Origin of the sequence: Dinoroseobacter sp. S76, assembly GCF_049801095.1 — a bacterium.
Lineage (GTDB): Bacteria > Pseudomonadota > Alphaproteobacteria > Rhodobacterales > Rhodobacteraceae > Dinoroseobacter.
In genome coordinates this window covers 537434-553031 of the sequence record NZ_JBNAGH010000001.1, presented here as the reverse complement: position 1 = coordinate 553031, position 15598 = coordinate 537434, and the positions used below count along the sequence as shown (strand labels likewise).

At 63.3% G+C, this 15598-nt stretch carries 20 protein-coding genes; 6 read left to right on the top strand and 14 right to left on the bottom strand.

Annotated features, from left to right (window positions below; genetic code table 11):
• Position 1 precedes the first annotated feature (1 nt).
• Positions 2–1204, bottom strand: coding sequence for a pyridoxal phosphate-dependent aminotransferase (locus ACP153_RS02655; protein ID WP_424969422.1), 1203 nt, complete (start codon positions 1202–1204; stop codon positions 2–4).
• 89 nt (positions 1205–1293) lie between these two features.
• On the opposite strand from ACP153_RS02655, the gene ACP153_RS02650 reads away from it, so the two are divergent.
• The 3 genes from ACP153_RS02650 to ACP153_RS02640 all read left to right on the top strand — a co-directional run bounded on the left by ACP153_RS02650 (position 1294) and on the right by ACP153_RS02640 (position 2604).
• The gene (locus tag ACP153_RS02650; protein WP_424969421.1) at positions 1294–1686 is read left to right on the top strand and encodes a helix-turn-helix domain-containing protein; all 393 of its coding nucleotides are present in this window, start codon (positions 1294–1296) and stop codon (positions 1684–1686) included.
• A gap of 26 nt (positions 1687–1712) precedes the next feature.
• Entirely contained in the window at positions 1713–1985 is a 273-nt protein-coding gene (locus ACP153_RS02645; RefSeq protein WP_424969998.1) for a succinate dehydrogenase assembly factor 2, read from the top strand.
• 121 nt (positions 1986–2106) lie between these two features.
• The gene (locus tag ACP153_RS02640) at positions 2107–2604 is read left to right on the top strand and encodes a MarR family winged helix-turn-helix transcriptional regulator (RefSeq protein WP_424969420.1); all 498 of its coding nucleotides are present in this window, start codon (positions 2107–2109) and stop codon (positions 2602–2604) included.
• A 70-nt stretch (positions 2605–2674) separates the two neighbouring features.
• On the opposite strand, the gene ACP153_RS02635 is transcribed toward ACP153_RS02640, so the two are convergent.
• Together ACP153_RS02635 and ACP153_RS02630 are read right to left on the bottom strand one after the other, a co-directional pair.
• Entirely contained in the window at positions 2675–3415 is a 741-nt protein-coding gene (locus ACP153_RS02635; RefSeq protein WP_424969419.1) for a DUF1194 domain-containing protein, read from the bottom strand.
• A gap of 1 nt (position 3416) precedes the next feature.
• Entirely contained in the window at positions 3417–3842 is a 426-nt protein-coding gene (locus ACP153_RS02630; RefSeq protein ID WP_424969418.1) for a VOC family protein, read from the bottom strand.
• Between the two features lie 176 nt (positions 3843–4018).
• Here ACP153_RS02630 and thyX point away from each other — a divergent pair, with 176 nt between their 5' ends.
• The gene (gene thyX, locus ACP153_RS02625; protein ID WP_424969417.1) at positions 4019–4936 is read left to right on the top strand and encodes an FAD-dependent thymidylate synthase; all 918 of its coding nucleotides are present in this window, start codon (positions 4019–4021) and stop codon (positions 4934–4936) included.
• A 122-nt stretch (positions 4937–5058) separates the two neighbouring features.
• Here thyX and ACP153_RS02620 read toward each other — a convergent pair whose 3' ends face one another.
• Entirely contained in the window at positions 5059–5268 is a 210-nt protein-coding gene (locus tag ACP153_RS02620; RefSeq protein WP_424969416.1) for a cold-shock protein, read from the bottom strand.
• A 290-nt stretch (positions 5269–5558) separates the two neighbouring features.
• Here ACP153_RS02620 and ACP153_RS02615 point away from each other — a divergent pair, with 290 nt between their 5' ends.
• Positions 5559–5804: an arsenate reductase family protein gene (locus tag ACP153_RS02615; protein ID WP_424969415.1), complete on the top strand. Its 246-nt coding sequence runs from the start codon at positions 5559–5561 to the stop codon at positions 5802–5804.
• Here ACP153_RS02615 and ACP153_RS02610 read toward each other — a convergent pair.
• From ACP153_RS02610 to ACP153_RS02565, 10 genes are all read right to left on the bottom strand, one after another.
• A complete protein-coding gene (locus tag ACP153_RS02610) occupies positions 5762–6328 on the bottom strand; it encodes a DoxX family protein (protein ID WP_424969414.1) in 567 nt (188 codons plus the stop codon). The genes ACP153_RS02615 and ACP153_RS02610 overlap by 43 nt on opposite strands.
• A complete protein-coding gene (locus ACP153_RS02605) occupies positions 6322–7068 on the bottom strand; it encodes a putative DNA-binding domain-containing protein (RefSeq protein ID WP_424969413.1) in 747 nt (248 codons plus the stop codon). The genes ACP153_RS02610 and ACP153_RS02605 overlap by 7 nt, the downstream gene beginning before the upstream one ends.
• On the bottom strand, positions 7065–7919 hold the full coding sequence (locus ACP153_RS02600) for a DUF692 domain-containing protein (protein ID WP_424969412.1): 855 nt from the start codon (positions 7917–7919) through the stop codon (positions 7065–7067). The genes ACP153_RS02605 and ACP153_RS02600 overlap by 4 nt, the downstream gene beginning before the upstream one ends.
• 117 nt (positions 7920–8036) lie before the next feature.
• Positions 8037–8324: a DUF2282 domain-containing protein gene (locus tag ACP153_RS02595; RefSeq protein ID WP_424969411.1), complete on the bottom strand. Its 288-nt coding sequence runs from the start codon at positions 8322–8324 to the stop codon at positions 8037–8039.
• A gap of 336 nt (positions 8325–8660) precedes the next feature.
• Positions 8661–10613 carry a threonine--tRNA ligase gene (thrS, locus tag ACP153_RS02590; RefSeq protein WP_424969410.1) on the bottom strand — a complete coding sequence of 651 codons (1953 nt, stop codon included), beginning with the start codon at positions 10611–10613 and terminating at the stop codon, positions 8661–8663.
• Between the two features lie 127 nt (positions 10614–10740).
• Positions 10741–11640 carry a DUF2950 family protein gene (locus ACP153_RS02585; protein WP_424969409.1) on the bottom strand — a complete coding sequence of 300 codons (900 nt, stop codon included), beginning with the start codon at positions 11638–11640 and terminating at the stop codon, positions 10741–10743.
• Between the two features lie 4 nt (positions 11641–11644).
• On the bottom strand, positions 11645–12877 hold the full coding sequence (locus ACP153_RS02580) for a DUF3300 domain-containing protein (protein WP_424969408.1): 1233 nt from the start codon (positions 12875–12877) through the stop codon (positions 11645–11647).
• Between the two features lie 110 nt (positions 12878–12987).
• On the bottom strand, positions 12988–13401 hold the full coding sequence (locus tag ACP153_RS02575; RefSeq protein ID WP_424969407.1) for an MAPEG family protein: 414 nt from the start codon (positions 13399–13401) through the stop codon (positions 12988–12990).
• Positions 13401–14174, bottom strand: coding sequence for an ArsR/SmtB family transcription factor (locus ACP153_RS02570; protein ID WP_424969406.1), 774 nt, complete (start codon positions 14172–14174; stop codon positions 13401–13403). The genes ACP153_RS02575 and ACP153_RS02570 overlap by 1 nt, the downstream gene beginning before the upstream one ends.
• A 115-nt stretch (positions 14175–14289) precedes the next feature.
• Positions 14290–14478: a DUF6324 family protein gene (locus tag ACP153_RS02565; protein ID WP_424969405.1), complete on the bottom strand. Its 189-nt coding sequence runs from the start codon at positions 14476–14478 to the stop codon at positions 14290–14292.
• 165 nt (positions 14479–14643) lie between these two features.
• On the opposite strand from ACP153_RS02565, the gene ACP153_RS02560 reads away from it, so the two are divergent.
• Complete coding sequence (locus ACP153_RS02560) at positions 14644–15588, top strand: GNAT family N-acetyltransferase (protein ID WP_424969404.1); 945 nt, start codon at positions 14644–14646, stop codon at positions 15586–15588.
• Positions 15589–15598 lie beyond the last annotated feature (10 nt).

Sequence of the window (15598 nt, the reverse complement as noted above, 5' to 3'; positions counted from 1 at the left end):
CTCAGCTCAGGCCCGCGCAGAAGGCCTGGATACGGCTGCAGGCTTCGGTCAGCGCCTCATCCGAGGTCGCATAGCTCACCCGGAAGTTGGGGCTGAGCCCGAAGGCCGCACCAAAGACCACGGCGACACCTTTTTCTTCGAGCAGCGCCGTGGCGAAGGCCTCGTCATTCTCGATCTTGGTACCGCCCTCGGAGGTTTTGCCGATGCAGCCCGCGATGGACGGATAGACATAGAACGCGCCTTCCGGTGTCGGGCAGGAGATGCCCTCGGCGGCGTTCAGCATGTCCACCACCAGATCGCGGCGACGCTGGAACGTCTTGTTGTTCTCGGGGATGTAGTCCTGCGTCCCATCCAGCGCTTCGACCGCGGCCCACTGGCTCACCGAGCAGGGGTTGGAAGTGGATTGCGACTGGATCTTGCGCATGGCGCCGATCAGCTCTTTCGGACCTGCCGCATAGCCGATCCGCCAGCCGGTCATGGCATAGGCCTTGGAGACACCATTGCAGGTCAGGGTGCGATCATAGAGACCGGGCTCCACCTGCGCGGGCGTGCAGAATTCGAAATCATCATAGACCAGATGCTCATACATATCGTCGGTCATCACCCAGACATGGGGATGCCGCATGAGGACATCGGTCAGCTCCTTCAGCTCATCCTTGGTGTAACCCGCGCCGGTCGGGTTCGAAGGCGAGTTGAAGATAAACCACTTGGTCTTGGGCGTGATCGCCGCCTCAAGCTGATCCGCCGTCAGCTTGAAGCCGGTCTGGATCGAGGCCTCGGCAATCACCGGCTCACCACCGGCCAGCAGCACCATATCCGGATAGCTCACCCAATAGGGCGCGGGGATGATCACCTCATCGCCCGGGTTCATGGTCGCCATCAGCGCGTTGATCAGGATCTGCTTGCCACCATTGGCGACGGTCACCTGCGTGGTGTCATAGTCGAGCCCATTGTCGCGCTTGAACTTCGCCACGATCGCCTTCTTCAGCTCGGGGATCCCGTCCACGGCGGTGTATTTCGTTTTCCCGCCATCAATCGCCGCTTTCCCGGCGTCCTTGATGTTTTGTGGCGTGTCAAAATCCGGCTCACCGGCCCCAAGGCCGATCACGTCCCGCCCTGCGGCTTTGAGCTCATTCGCCATGTTCGTGACGGCAATCGTCGGCGACGGTTTGACACGGGCGAGAGTGGTCGAAAGGAAGGACATTTCAGGGGACTCCGGTTTGCATAACCCGGGTCCATGTCTTAGGCTTCGCCGCATCCGCGATCAAGCCGAAACGCAAAGGACGGTGCTCCATGCCCGACGACCAGGATTGGTATTCCGAGGCAACCGCAACCTTCGGGGATCGCCTCGCCGGCGCGCGGGAGGCTGTGGGTCTGACACAGCCACAATTGGCCAAGAAACTGGGGGTCAAGGTCAAGACCCTGCGCGACTGGGAAGAGGACCTCTCCGAGCCCCGCGCGAACCGGATCCAGATGCTCTCGGGCTTGCTCAATGTCTCGCTCAGCTGGCTGCTGACCGGGGAGGGGGAGGGAATCGACGCCCCCGAGATTGGCGGCGAGATCCCCCAGGACATGAGCGTGGCCCTGAGCGAGCTGCGCCAGATTCAGACCGAAATGACCCAGCTGAGTGGCCGCATGGCGCGGCTCGAAAAGCGGCTGCGCAAATCGACGGAGGGCCTGCTGTGACCGAGTTCCGCATCACCGAGGCGGCCATGGGCGTCGTGACCCCGGATGAGACCCCGGAGGCCCGTCTCAAGCGGCTCAAGATCCGCGCCTGGCGGCGGGGGATCAAGGAAATGGACCTGATTCTGGGGCCTTACGCCGATGAGAACCTCGCCAAGATGAGCGCCGAGGAGGTCGAGGAATTCGACGCACTCCTGAAGGAAAACGATCAGGATCTCTATCAGTGGGTCTCGGGTCAGGCCACGCCACCGGCGGAGTTTGCAGCGCTGATCACGCGGCTCGGACAGACTGGCCCGCGCTAGGTCTGTTTCGGATACGACTTAGATAGGTTGCAAATTTTCTGACGTTTTGCCGCGAAGCGTTAAACGTTTCTTCGGGAATTTCTCTCAGTGTCACCTCACCAAATGACACTTGGAGACAGAAATGAGCTTGCATGCGCGACTGGAAGACACCCCGGACCTCGGCGTTCTGACGGGTTACCTGGAAAGTCTGGCGCTTGTCGAACGGCTGCACAGGCTTCTTCTGGATGTGATCAAGGACGAGTTCGAGCGTGTGGGCATGTTGGAAATCAACGCTGTCCAAGCGCTGTTGTTGTACAATATCGGCGATAACGAAGTGACTGCGGGCGAATTGAAGTCGCGCGGCTACTATCAGGGCTCGAACGTGTCCTACAACCTCAAGAAGCTGGTCGAGATGGGGTTCATGCACCATCAGCGCAGCGAGATCGACCGCCGCTCCGTACGGGTGCGTCTGACCGAGCAGGGGCAGGATGTGCGCCGCGTCGTATCAGAGCTCTTTGCCCGCCACGCCACGGGGCTGGAGGCGAAAGGTGTTCTGGGGCGCGAGAGCCTCGAAGACATCAACACCTCCCTGCGCCGGATGGAACGCTATTGGGCCGATCAGATCCGCTATATCTACTGAGCCGATCTGGACAGAGGGCTAACCCGCCGGGATCTTCGCAAGAAGGTGCCGGCGTTTGTCATTCCGGGCCTCAGCGTGCCCCGTAATGGAGGGCCGAGAACATCGGCACCCGGATCTCTCTCAGAAGCTTGCGGCGCATGGCGTCTTCGAAGCCTTCGAACCCCAGGGCCACTTCGATGAAGGCCCCGGCGCCGCGAATGACGTGTTTCTGGAAATAGGCGACAAGCTCCCCGATATGAGCGTTCTTCTGCTCCACGCGGGCTCCGGGATCCGCTCCAATCACCAGCCCGTTGATGGTCACCCCATCGAGCCGGGGATCTTCGGCCAGCATCAGCGGTGTGGGGCCATCGTTGTTCTTGCCATCCCCGGACAGATCCAGCGTCCGCCGCCAGCACTCCGGTCCCCGATCAAAGGCGCGCGCGGCAAAGAGGGCCGCGCCTCCGAGGGCCGTCGCATTGCCCGAGCGTCCATCGCTGTCCTCCCGCAACCGCGCGGCCACAGCCATCAAATCAGCGCGGGACCGGATCGTAATCCAGGGTTGCAGGACCGACTGGCTGCGAAACCCGCTCCATTCATAGATCATCAGAGCGACGGGGATCTCGGGCATCGTCTCGAACGCATCGACGACGGGCGGTGAGAGAAGCGCGTTGGCCAGCCCCTCCCGCTGCAGCGCGTATTCCCGCGCATCGACCGACGCGGACACATCCATCCCGAGCGCCAAGGCCTGACGGCATCCCGCCTCGGCGAGGCTGGCCATCCCCAGCCCGGCGGCGACCACCCCAACCCAGAGCGCGCGCAGCCCCGGGCGCATCCTACCAGTGCCCCGTATTGGGCATGCTCGCCCAAGGCTCCGCCGGGGGCAGGTCATCGCCCGCCTGCAAGAGCTCAATCGAGACGTTGTCCGGTGAGCGCACAAAGGCCATATGCCCACAGCGCGGCGGACGGTTGATGGTCACCCCATTGTCCATCAGATGCTGGCAGAGCCCGTAGATATCGTCGGTCTGATAGGCAAGATGGCCGAAATGGCGACTGTCCGAGGGCAGCCCCTCATCCCCATCCCAGTTATAGGTCAGTTCCAGCTTGCAGTCTTCCTGACCGGGGGCCGCGAGAAACACGAGCGTGAAGCGCCCGCCTTCGCTGTCGCGGCGGCGCACTTCCTCAAGGCCCAGCAGCTTGTAGAAGGCAATCGACGCCTCCAGATCTTTCACGCGCACCATGGTGTGGAGGTATTTCAGCATATCAGAATTCCGTCTCAGTCCTGTCTCAGGACCTAGCCGGAGCGGGCGCTTCAGCAAGGGAAGGCCGGGTTATCCACAAGATTCTGTGGTGCGATCCGCGTGGAGACACATTTTATGGTAGAAATGCCAGTGCGAATCCACCGAATGTAGAGACCTGCACAGGAGAGGCGTATTTGATGAATGACCAGTCCGAGACCCCGATGACCCCTGAAGCTGAAATCGCCGCCCTGCGTGCGGACCCGCAGCCGACGCTGCGTGCGGTCTCCCCGGGTATGGAGGCGCACCTCTATACGCCGCGCCCGGTGCTCGACCATGGGTTCGTGCGGGTCGTGGATTATATGGGCGACGATGCGGCGATCGTGCAGGCCGCTCGGGTCAGCTATGGCGCCGGCACCAAGAAGGCGCGCGACGACAGCGGGCTGATCCGCTATCTGATGCGCCACTGGCACTCGACGCCCTTCGAGATGTGCGAGATCAAGCTCCATGTGAAGCTACCGGTCTTCGTGGCGCGTCAGTGGATCCGCCACCGGACGGCCAATGTAAACGAGTATTCGGCGCGCTACTCGGTGCTCGACCGCGAGTTCTATATCCCCGCGCCGGAGCAGCTTGCCGCCCAATCGACGATCAACAACCAGGGCCGCGGCGCGACCTTGCAGGGCGAAGAGGCGGAACAGGTCCTGCGTCTTCTCAAGCAAGACAGCATGCGGGCCTATGACCACTACGAAGAAATGCTGAGCCAGGAGGGTCAGCAGGGGCTGGCCCGTGAGCTCGCGCGCATGAACCTGCCTGCGAATGTCTATACCCAGTGGTATTGGAAGGTCGACCTGCACAACCTGTTCCACTTCCTGCGCCTGCGCGCGGATGCCCATGCGCAATACGAGATCCGCGTCTATGCGGATGCGATCTGCGAGATGGTGAAGGACTGGGTGCCCGCGGCCTATGGCGCCTTCGAGGATTATCGCATGGGCGCGGTGCAGCTCAGCGCGACCGGGGTCGACTGTCTGAAGAGGCGTCTGGCGGGGGAGACCGTCACTCAGGAAAACTCGGGCATGAGCAAAGGCGAATGGCGCGAGTTCGAGGCGGTCTGGGGCTGAGCGGGGGCGGTTTGCCCGGGCCGCTGTCCTGCGGCGGCACTTGGGCAACGCTCAGTAGGTCAGTCCCGAAGCGCGAACGCTTCGGCTGCGATGCATGGACGTGATGGGGTGAACGCGCGGCGCTAGCCCACCACCTTCAATTCGGTGGCAGATGCCCGTCCGTCGCGGCCTTCGCGCAATTCGTATTCCAGCTTGGTGTTGTCCGCCAGACCTGTCAGGCCCGCGCGCTCAACAGCTGAGATATGTACAAACACGTCCTTGCCGCCCTCATCCGGAGCGATAAAGCCGTAACCTTTCGTCGTGTTAAACCATTTCACGGTGCCGCTTGGCATGTCCGCGTCTCCCTCTTCGGTAGTGGCCGGGCATCCAGGATGCCTGGTCGCAGGTGGCTGAAACGCTGATATGGCGTTCCGACTTACGTCGTACAAGCTCTCCACTGTAAAGAAAGCTGCACAGTTAGGATGGTGGCGCTGTCCGGCCTGTTGTCAAAAAAAATCTCGGCTTGAACCTGACAATTGCGTGGGGTTCTGTGCGGGGCGCGCCATAGGAGGGTCAGATGCGGGTTTATGGGATTAAAAGCTGTGACACATGCCGAAAAGCTGTGCGGGCGCTAGGGGCGGAGTTGCACGATATTCGGGCAAACCCCCTGGGTGCCGCAGAGATCGCGCGGTTTCTCGAGGCGTTTGGCGAGGCCCTCGTCAACACGCGATCGACCACGTGGCGGGGGCTGGATGAGGCTGCGCGGCAGAGCGATCCTGCTGATCTGCTCGCCGCGCATCCGACTGTTATGAAGCGTCCGGTGATCGAGGCACCGGACGGCACGCTTTATCTCGGCTGGGGCGAGGCGGTGAAGGCGCGGCTGCTCTGACGCAGGATCGCGTCGACCGAGATCGGACCAGCCCCGCGCAGCACCAGATAGCCGAGGATGAAGATCCAGAAGGCGCGCTGGTCAAGGATCAGCGACGAGGGATTGCCGTCAAAGAAGGCGCCGATATCATTTGCTCCGAGGTTGTGCCCGTGCACATCCACCCAGCTCTGTACGACGACGAAGCCGATCATCGCGAGCGACGCGAAGCGGGTGAAGAGCCCGATCACGATGGCCACCGGCAGGATGAACTCCGCCCAGGTGCCCGCCACGGTGACGGCCCAGTGGAAAAAGCCCAGTTGCGAGGTGTCATAGCCGAGCGCCTCGACGGTTTTCGGAAAGATCTGGATATAGGCGCCACTCGAAGGGAAGAGGAAACCGAAGATCCCGTCGCCCAGCTTGGTGGTGGCGGAGTTCCAGTAATAGACGAAGAGCACCGCGGCAAAGATCAGTCGCGCAAGCGTCGGGGTGAGCCAGTGGCTGATGCTTTCGAGGATTTCGGTCAGTCGGGTATAGGCGGTCAGCATGGGGCTTCCTCGGCAAAGAGCTGCTCGGCGAAGGCGAGCGACAGGGTTGGGGTCAAGTCAAAGTCTGGGGCTTCGGCCTGGGCTGCGGCAAGGGCATTGCCGAAGGTTGCGCCGGCCTGAAGGGCAGACAGAAAGGCATAGGCGCCCGCGGGCAACAGATGCGGCGCGGGGTCGAAGCCGGGGCGGGTGATCGCGATGTCCTGCGCCTCGGCGCGCGGTTTGGGCGCATCGGCCACCATATTGGCGCGCCAGATGTCAAAGGCCGCATGGGAGGCGCGCAGCAGGATCAGGGCTGGCGCGAGGGCAAAGCGCGTCTCCATCAGGGTTTCCGGCGGGATTGCTGCAAATGCCTCGGGCGCCAGGGCTGTGTGATCGGCCGCGTGGTAGCTGGAGCGGAGCGCCAGTTCGAGCCGCGCCACATCGCCGAGATAGGGCAGGTGCGCCACCGGCGGGAAGGTGTCGAGAAACTCCGGCAGGGCCTCGCCATAGCCGCTCAGCACCGGGGATTGCGGCGGGTGGGCCCGCAGGAACACACCGGCCATGGCGCGGAAGAAGGCGTCTCCGACCAGCTTGTGGATCACCGGGAAGCCCGTGACGAGCGCCTCGGTCAGGGAACTCGCCACGTTGTTGCGATAGACATTGAAACGCTTGAGCGAGACGCGCCCCGTGGGGTCTACGATGCCTGGAGGCACCGGCGCGTCGGCGGCCAGAAGGGCCGAGGTGAAGGCGGTCTGGCTCATGGGGTCACCGGGGCGAGGGCGTCGGCGGCGCGCTGGGCTTCGGCGGCGAGCACCGGCCAGTCGGGCACATCCGTGTCCCATTCGATCAGGGTCGGGCGCGCGCCGGATTTCGACAGGGTGTGGGCGTAGAGCGACCAGACCGGATCCACGACCTCGGCGCCGTGGCTGTCGATGAGAAGCGGGGCGCCATGCTCGTCTTCGTCCTCGTCATGGCCGCCGAGATGGATCTCGCCCACGGCTCCCACCGGGAAGGCGTCGATATAGGCGATCGGATCCCAGTTCTGGTTCGTGCAGGAGACAAAGACGTTGTTCACATCGAGCAGCAGTCCGCAGCCCGTGCGGCGGGTGATCTCGGTCAGGAAATCGATCTCTGACATCTCGCTCTCGGCGAAGGCCACATAGGTCGAGGGGTTCTCAAGCAGCATCTGGCGGCCCAGCGTGTCCTGCACTTGGTTGATATGGGCGCAGACCCGCGCGAGGGTCGCGGCGGTGTAGGGAACGGGCAGCAGGTCGTTCAGGAAATGGGTGTCATGGGTGGACCAGGCCAGATGCTCGGAAAAGCTGGCGGGATTGAGCCAGCTGACCAGATGCTTCAGGCGGGCGAGGTGATCGGCATCCAGCGCGCCTTCGCCACCGATTGACAGGCCCACGCCATGGACCGAGATCGGGAAGCGCTCGGAGAGGGCCTTGAGCTGGGCGATCGGGCGGCCACCGGCGCCCATATAGTTTTCGGCGTGGATCTCGAGCCATTCCACCGGCGCGGGGTTGGAGATGATCTCCTGGAAGTGTTGCGCTTTGTAGCCGACGCCGGGTGCGGCGGGCAGGGGGCGGTGGGAGAACTGGTCGAGCATGGCGAGATCCGGACGTGGTAGAAAGGAGCGGGTGGCCCAGGGGGGATCGACCCCCCTGTACCACCCCGGATGCACGCATCCGGGCCCAGCGGAACCCGAATGCGCGGTGCGGCGCGCTTATGCCGGCAGGTCGCGATCCAGAGCTTTGAGCGAGCCCATGCGGTCGCCGGGGACTTCCATGGTTTCGCAGGTTCCTGCGGGCACCAGGGTCCATGCATTGCCCTGATAATCGACGGTGGAGCTGCCTGCGCAGGTGGTGCCGGGGCCTGCGGCGCAGTCATTCTCGCCAGCCAGGGACACACCGAAGCACTTCTCCTGGGCTTGAGCTTCTGCCGGGGTCACGTGACCGGTCAGAGCAGCAGCAACGGCACCAGCGAGAGCAACGGCAGTAATGGATTTCGACATGGGTTTCTCTTTCGTTTTGAGTTGTCCAACACCCGTTCCGGCTAGGTCCGGGGTAACGGGTATCGCGGCTTGCGATGACCAAAAACTTAAGACCTGAGGCCTCTCAACTGCCACTCACGGGAACGTGAGTCACGCGCCCGTGCTTGGCTGGAAACAATGTTGCAGTCCGCCCCCCGAAAGCGGCGGTATTCTCACGCGGCCGTGAGCCAGTGCGAGAATTCCCCGTGTTTGCGTGAGCGTCTTTTGCAATGCTGCGTTGCGGCTGAAACATGGCGAAACAGAAACGGCGCGAAGCCCCCTTCGCGCCGTCTCCAGATTTCAGTTCCGTGAGCGGGTTTACCCCTCGGCGAGGTCCGGCGGGGTCGCTTCGGCCGCCAGATCCGGCAGAAGCGCGTCCAGTGCGACCACCGATGTCTGCTTCTCGCCCAGACGCCGCAAGGTCACGGTGCGTTCTTCCATCTCGCGGCGGCCCACGGCGAGAATCACTGGCACCTTGCCCACGCTATGCTCGCGGACCTTGTAGTTGATCTTCTCGTTCCGGATATCGGCCTCCGCGCGGATCCCGGCCTTGGTCAGGGCGGCGACGACCTCCTGCACGTAGTCATCCGCATCGGAGATGATCGAGGCGACGACCACCTGACGGGGCGCCAGCCAGAAGGGCAGCTTACCCGCGAAGTTCTCAATCAGGATCCCGAGGAAGCGTTCGAAACTGCCGAGGATGGCCCGGTGCAGCATAACGGGACGGTGCTTGCCGCCATCCTCGCCCACATAGGTCGCGTCCAGCCGCTCGGGCAGCACGAAATCCGCCTGGAAGGTGCCGAGCTGCCATTCACGGCCAATCGCATCCGTGAGCTTGAAGTCCAGCTTGGGCCCGTAGAACGCGCCTTCGCCCGGATCGAGCTCGAAGTCATCGGTCACCGTACGGATCGCGGCCTCGAGCGCGGCTTCGGCCTTGTCCCAGGTCTCATCCGAGCCCGCGCGCACATCGGGGCGGGTAGAGAACTTGATGTCGAAGCTCTCGAAGCCGAGATCCTTGTAGATCGTGCTCAGCATGCGGATGAAGCGCGCGGTCTCGTCCTGGATCTGATCCTCGGTGCAGAAGATATGGGCGTCGTCCTGGGTGAAGCCGCGCACCCGCATCAGCCCGTGCAGCGCGCCCGAGGGCTCATACCGGTTGCAGGCCCCGAACTCGGCCATGCGCAGGGGCAGGTCGCGATAGGATTTCAGGCCCTGATTGTAGACCTGCACATGGCAGGGGCAGTTCATGGGCTTCAGCGCGTTGATCGCTTTCTCGCGGGCATGGTCCTCGTCCACTTCGACGATGAACATGTTCTCCTGGTACTTGTCCCAGTGGCCCGAGGCCTCCCAGAGCTTGCGGTCCACGACCTGCGGGGTGTTCACCTCCACATAGCCATATTCGCGCTGGCGGCGGCGCATGTAGTCCTGAAGGTTGGTGTAGATGGTCCAGCCATTGGGGTGCCAGAACACCTGCCCGGGCGCCTCTTCCTGCATGTGGAACAGGTCCATCTCGCGGCCCAGCTTGCGGTGGTCGCGCTTGGCGGCCTCCTCCAGCATATGCAGGTGCTTTTTCAGGGCGTCGCGGTTCTGGAAGGCCACGCCATAGATCCGCTGCAGCATCGGGCGGGAGCTGTCTCCGCGCCAATAGGCCCCGGCCACGTTCATCAGCTTGAAGCCATCGGCGGGCACCTGGCCCGTATGCTGCAGATGCGGGCCACGGCAGAGATCCTGCCACTCGCCATGCCAATACATGCGCAGGGGCTCGTCGCCGGGGATCGCCTCGATCAGTTCGACCTTGTAGGGTTCGCCGCTCGCCTCGTAATGGGCGATCGCGCGCGGCCGGTCCCAGACCTCGGTCCGGACCGGGTCGCGGGCATTGATGATCTCTTTCATCTTGGCCTCGATCGCGCCCAGATCTTCGGGCGTGAAGGGCTCGGCACGGTCGAAGTCATAGTAGAAGCCATGCTCGATCACGGGGCCGATCGTGACCTTCACATCGGGCCAGATCGCCTGCACCGCGCGGGCCATGATATGGGCGCAGTCATGGCGGATCAGTTCAAGCGCCTGCTCGGCATCCTTGAGGGTGTGGATCGCGATGCTTGCGTCCCCATCGATCGGCCATTGCAGGTCGTGATGCGCGCCATTCACGGTGGCGGAGATGGCTTTCTTGCCCAGCGAGGTCGAGATGCTCGCCGCGACCTCAGCAGGGGTCACGCCGGCGTCGAAGTCACGCGCATTGCCATCAGGAAAGGTGAGAGAGATCTGGGCCATATCGGCAGCCTCGTCAGTTTGGCGCCCACGGAACGCCCGGTTGCGGGTATATAGGTGTGGCCGTCTCATGACCTGCGCGCGCGCCGGTGTCAATCACCGTCGCACTCTGAGGCAGGGGCCGCGACGATCAGTCGACGGGCGTCCAGTCCGGACCCGGGTCGTAGCGCGTGATGGCTTCGGCTGTCGTCAACGTGTCGGGGCCGAGATCCGCCTCCAGCACGATCCCGTTCTCGGCAACGAGGAAGCTGTGCACTCCGGTCTCGCCATAGATCGCCGGAACCGCGAGCAGGGCATGGCCAGCCACCATGTTCTCGCCGATGCGGTAGCTCATTTCGCCGCCCGGGGCACTTGGGCCCTGTCCATCCAGCAGGCGGAAGTAATAGCCCGTCAAAGGCTCCGCCGGATGGTCCTCGACCCCGTCATTATAACCAAAGAGCGTCGCACGGGCGAAGCGTTGGCCGAGGGGGCTGCCCGCCCCTGGCCAGTAGAGCCCGTCCCGAGCTGCCTCCGACGAGATGATGCTGCCTGCAAATTCCATCACGCCATCGCCGTCATGGTCCGTGAGCCGAAACGCGGATTGCACATCCACATAAGCCTCCAGCAGGGTGATCACGTCGAGCTCGTTATGCCCGATCTCCCGCGCGGCGATCTCGGCGCGCCCGGCCTCCAGATCGAAGGCCCAGCCCTCGGCGCTGCGGGACAGGGGGATCGGGAACGGCCAGCCTTCCGCCCCGAGGAGCAGGGTCACGCGGCCCTCCGCATCCGTGGTCATGCGGTAGCCCTCGGCCAGCAGCGCGATCAGTTCGATCCTGTGGAGCCGGTCCTCCACCGGATCGCCTGTGGACAGGGTTTCGGCGGCATCATCGCCAAAGACACCCAACAGCGCTGCGCGTCCGGGCGTTGTCAGCGCACCCGCGAAGGCGTCGAGCGCATCTTGCGGGGTTGGAAAGGACATCGGCTCCGCGCGGAGCGGAGAGGCGAGGCAGGCGGTGAGTGCGATGGCGGCAGCAAAGGATACGGGTTTCATCGCTCTACCTCCGGGCCTTGAGCTTGCCAGCCTTGCCCCGATCCGCCGCAGCGCGGGTCTTGCCCGCAGGCGCGCGCTTTTTCAGAGCAGAGGGTTTGGCCGTGGGTTTCTTGGTGGCGACCTTCTGGGCGGCGGGCTTTTTCACCGCGGGCTTCTTGGCCGTGGCCGGGCGGGCGGAGGTATCGCGGATCGCCTGCGCCTTGTCCGCAGCCGGGCGGGAGGAGGGGCGCTCCACTTGGGGTAGGCGCTGGGCGGCCTCCGGGCGGCTGATATCCGCAGCCCCCGTGCGATCCGAAAGCTGCCCACGCAAGGCATCGCCCCGATCGGCCCCGGTCGGGCGCGTCGCGGCCTTGTCCAGGGGCAGCTTTGAGCCTCCCCCGGCATCGCGCCGCGCGGTGATCTTGTCCTGCGCGTCCTTCTTGCGGCCCTCATCGGGCTTCCAGCCCAGATCAGGCCGGTTGTTGCTGCCGATATTCACATCGCCATCAATGTCGATATCGATATCCGGGTTGTGGATGATCGGCCCACCGCCCCAGCCGCCGCAATTCCGGCAGCCCCAATAGTCGTACCAATCATCATTGTCGTCGAAGATCGCGTCGATCACCGCAAAGGTGCCAAAGATCAGCGCACCAGTCAGGAGCGCATCGCCCAAGGTGTTGTCATAAACCTCGTCCGGATCGTATTCGGGCACATAGACCACTTCGGGATCCGTGGGGGTGATCACGACATTCTCGTCCTCATCCTGGGTCACGGCCTGAGCCTCGCCGCTGATCAGGGCGCCGGTCTCGATGGCCTGATCGCGCAGGGTCTGCACCGCGCTGAGGACGTCCTCGCTCTGGGCCAACATGGCGGTGCCGACGGCTTCGGTCCATTCCACATGCTCGGCCATATCCGCCAGAACCGTGGGGAAGGCGGTGGCCAGCACGGTGACGCTCGGATCCCATCCCTCGGCCTCGATACTGGTTTTGAGGCTGTCGGGGTCCATATCCGCATTGGTCAGAACGAAGCGATCCGCTTTGACCACGTCGAGCGGATAGGTCGCCGCCACGAGGATCTGGATCAGCAGGGTGTCTGGGTAGAGCGCCACCGGCGCCATCAGCGTCTCAAGTTCGGCCTGGGTCAGGAGCGCGGCTTCGGCGGTCGCTGCCTCAGGCTCTGCCGTGGCTTGGGTGCTTTCCTGAGCGAGGGCGGTGCCGGTCCAAAGAACCAAAGCCCCGCTCAGAAGAACGTGTGTCACGTGATGCATCGGACCCTCCCAAGACCGCTTGGCCAAGCCTATGCGCAGTCTCGCGATCAGGGGAAGGAGAAACTGCCCGCGCCCCCGAGTTGGGTGCGCGGGCGATTGCGTCAGCTGGCGGCGAATACCGCATAGGCGAGGAGCAGGCAGCAGACCCACCCCACAAGAAAGAGGAGCGGGCGCAGGGGCATCGCCGCCCAGCCCATGATCATCCCTGCCGCATGGGCGATCCGGATCCAGAAAAACACGATGCAGGTCCAGAAGGTGAGCGCCGTGAACCCGTCCAGCCGGTCAAGGAGCAGGACGAGCACCGCGAAGGGCAGGGCCTGTTCCAAGAGGTTGAGATGGGCGCGATGGGCCCGGTGCACCCAGGCCGGGAATTGCTCCAAAGGGGTGGGGCGCACGAAAGGCTCGGAGCCCGGGACGTCATATTTGTTCACGCCGACGATGTAAGGAATCCAGAGCGAGGCCGCGAGGATCATCAGGCAGGTCAGGACGCCCAGTTCCGTGGGAAAGCTCTCCATCAGTTTTCTCCTGCATGGGCGAAGCGCACGGTTTCACCGGATTCAAGCCAAGTCTTGAGGCCCGAGGCAAAGCGCGCCCAGCCATCGGCGATGCCCTCCTGTCCCTCGGGAATGCCGTAATGCTCGATCGTCAGCTTGCAGAACGCGCCCTCGTCATCCACCAGGTAGATGCAGCGCGAGGGGGCCATATCCGGGCCGGCCCAGGAGGGCTCAAACGTCGCCTCGATCCGGCTCTTGGGGTCGATGGCGATCACCTCGGTGCGGACCATGGGTACGCCGGGCTGGACTTCGAACACCATGGCCTCGCCCTTGGCGGTCATATCGCCATGGGCGGTCTCGGCGAGGAAATGATAATTGCCGACCTGATCGGCCTCAGTCAGGGCGGACCAGAGCGCATCCCGGGTGCAACGGATAAAGGTTTGGCTGATAAAGTCAGGTTTGGTCTCGGGGGTCGTCATCGGGGCGGTTCCTTCAAGTTGTGCTTTCAAATTCAACACGCCGCGAGCGGCGGGCTTGGCGAGAAACGGATCGATCCACCGGTCAATGACCTCCTGCAGGGGCACCGCGTTCAAATAGTGATATTTGAACCGGCCTTTTTTCACCGGCACCACGAGGCCGGCCTCTTCGAGCAGTTTGAGATGTTTCATCACGCCAAAGCGCGTCATCTCGGCTGTCTCTTCGAGCTCTTGCAGGGACTGTCCGTCCTTCTGGCGCAGGCTGTCCAGAAGGGCGCGACGCGTCGGGTCATTGAGCGCTTTGAAGATCGCATCCATGAGGAACCTTATAGGTGATTGAATAGTCACGTGTCTAGATAGTCACGTATTGAGCGTGATTAAATACCTCACCCGTTGGGTGAAGTGCGCATCTTAATAACTTGATTTTTTGAATTTATTTTTCGGCGCGTCGCGCGCGCTCGGCAGCGGCCTTGAGCTCTTCGGCGATCTCGATGGCCTCATCCGGATCGAAATCCAGGGGTAATTCGACCCCATCTGCTTCCACGTAGATTCGCACCATGCCCATCGTGGTTGGCCCGATCTGAATATTCGCAGCGATGTCACTCTGTTTGTCGATGCCCATGGCCTGTCTCCGTGATCTGAGCATCGCAGGTACTGCGCCGGGCGGGCGGGTTCAAGGGGGCATAACTTGCTATCGGCAAGCAAAGTAATTGGCAAAGGCAAGCAAAATACTTGCTATCGGCAAGTGAATCGCCTAGATCCGTCTCAAGACAGATCAGGAGACCCCATGCCACGCGACTTTCCCGACCAGACCCTGCCCCGCGACACGATCGAAAACATGCGGGCCCTCAATCGGATCGTGACGCGGGCCTCGGGGGTTTTGAACCGAACGGTTCTGAACAGCGACCTGAGCCTCAGCGAGATGCGTGTCATCTATGAGCTTGGCCTGCAGGACTGGGCCGCTCGCGCCCTCGCGCAGCAATTGGGTCTCGATGAGGGCTATCTCAGCCGTATCCTCAAGCGCTTTGCCGATCGCGGCTGGCTGGAACGGCGCCCGAGCCCCGAGGATGGGCGCGTGGCGCTTCTGAGCCTGACGGAGAAAGGCGCCGAGTGCCTTGAGGAGTTCGAGGAGATTGCCCGCTCCAATGTTGCCGAAAGCCTCGCCGCGATGCCCATGGCCGAGCAACCAGCGCTCGATCGGGCCATCGCGCGGCTGCGGCTCGCGCTCGGGGACAAGACCCTGCGTCTGGATGAGGTGACCTTCCGCGATATCGAGATCGGCGATCTCGGCTGGATGACCCAGCGCCATGGGGAGCTCTACCGGATAGAGAATGCCTATGATCAGAGCTTCGAGATCCTCGTGGCCGAGATCATTGTCGAGTTTCTCAAGACCCGGGATCCCGCGCGGGAGCGGGCCATCGTGCCGGTCTGCAACGGGCTGCCGCTCGGCTCGATCTTCTGCGTGCAGGGCCCGGCGCCGGACACCGCGCAGCTACGTCTCTTTGGGCTGGAGCCCAGCCTGCGCGGGCGCGGGCTCGGGCGGCAGATGATGGCGGAATGGCTGCGATTTGCGCGCAGTGCGGGCTACAAGCGGGCCACACTCTGGACCCATGAAAGCCACGCGGCGGCCGGTCGCCTCTATGCCGCGACGGGCTTCGAGATCACCGGAACCGAGGCAACTCGAAATTTCGGTCAGGATGTGGTAGTACAACAGTGGGAGATGACGTTGTGACAGCCGCGAC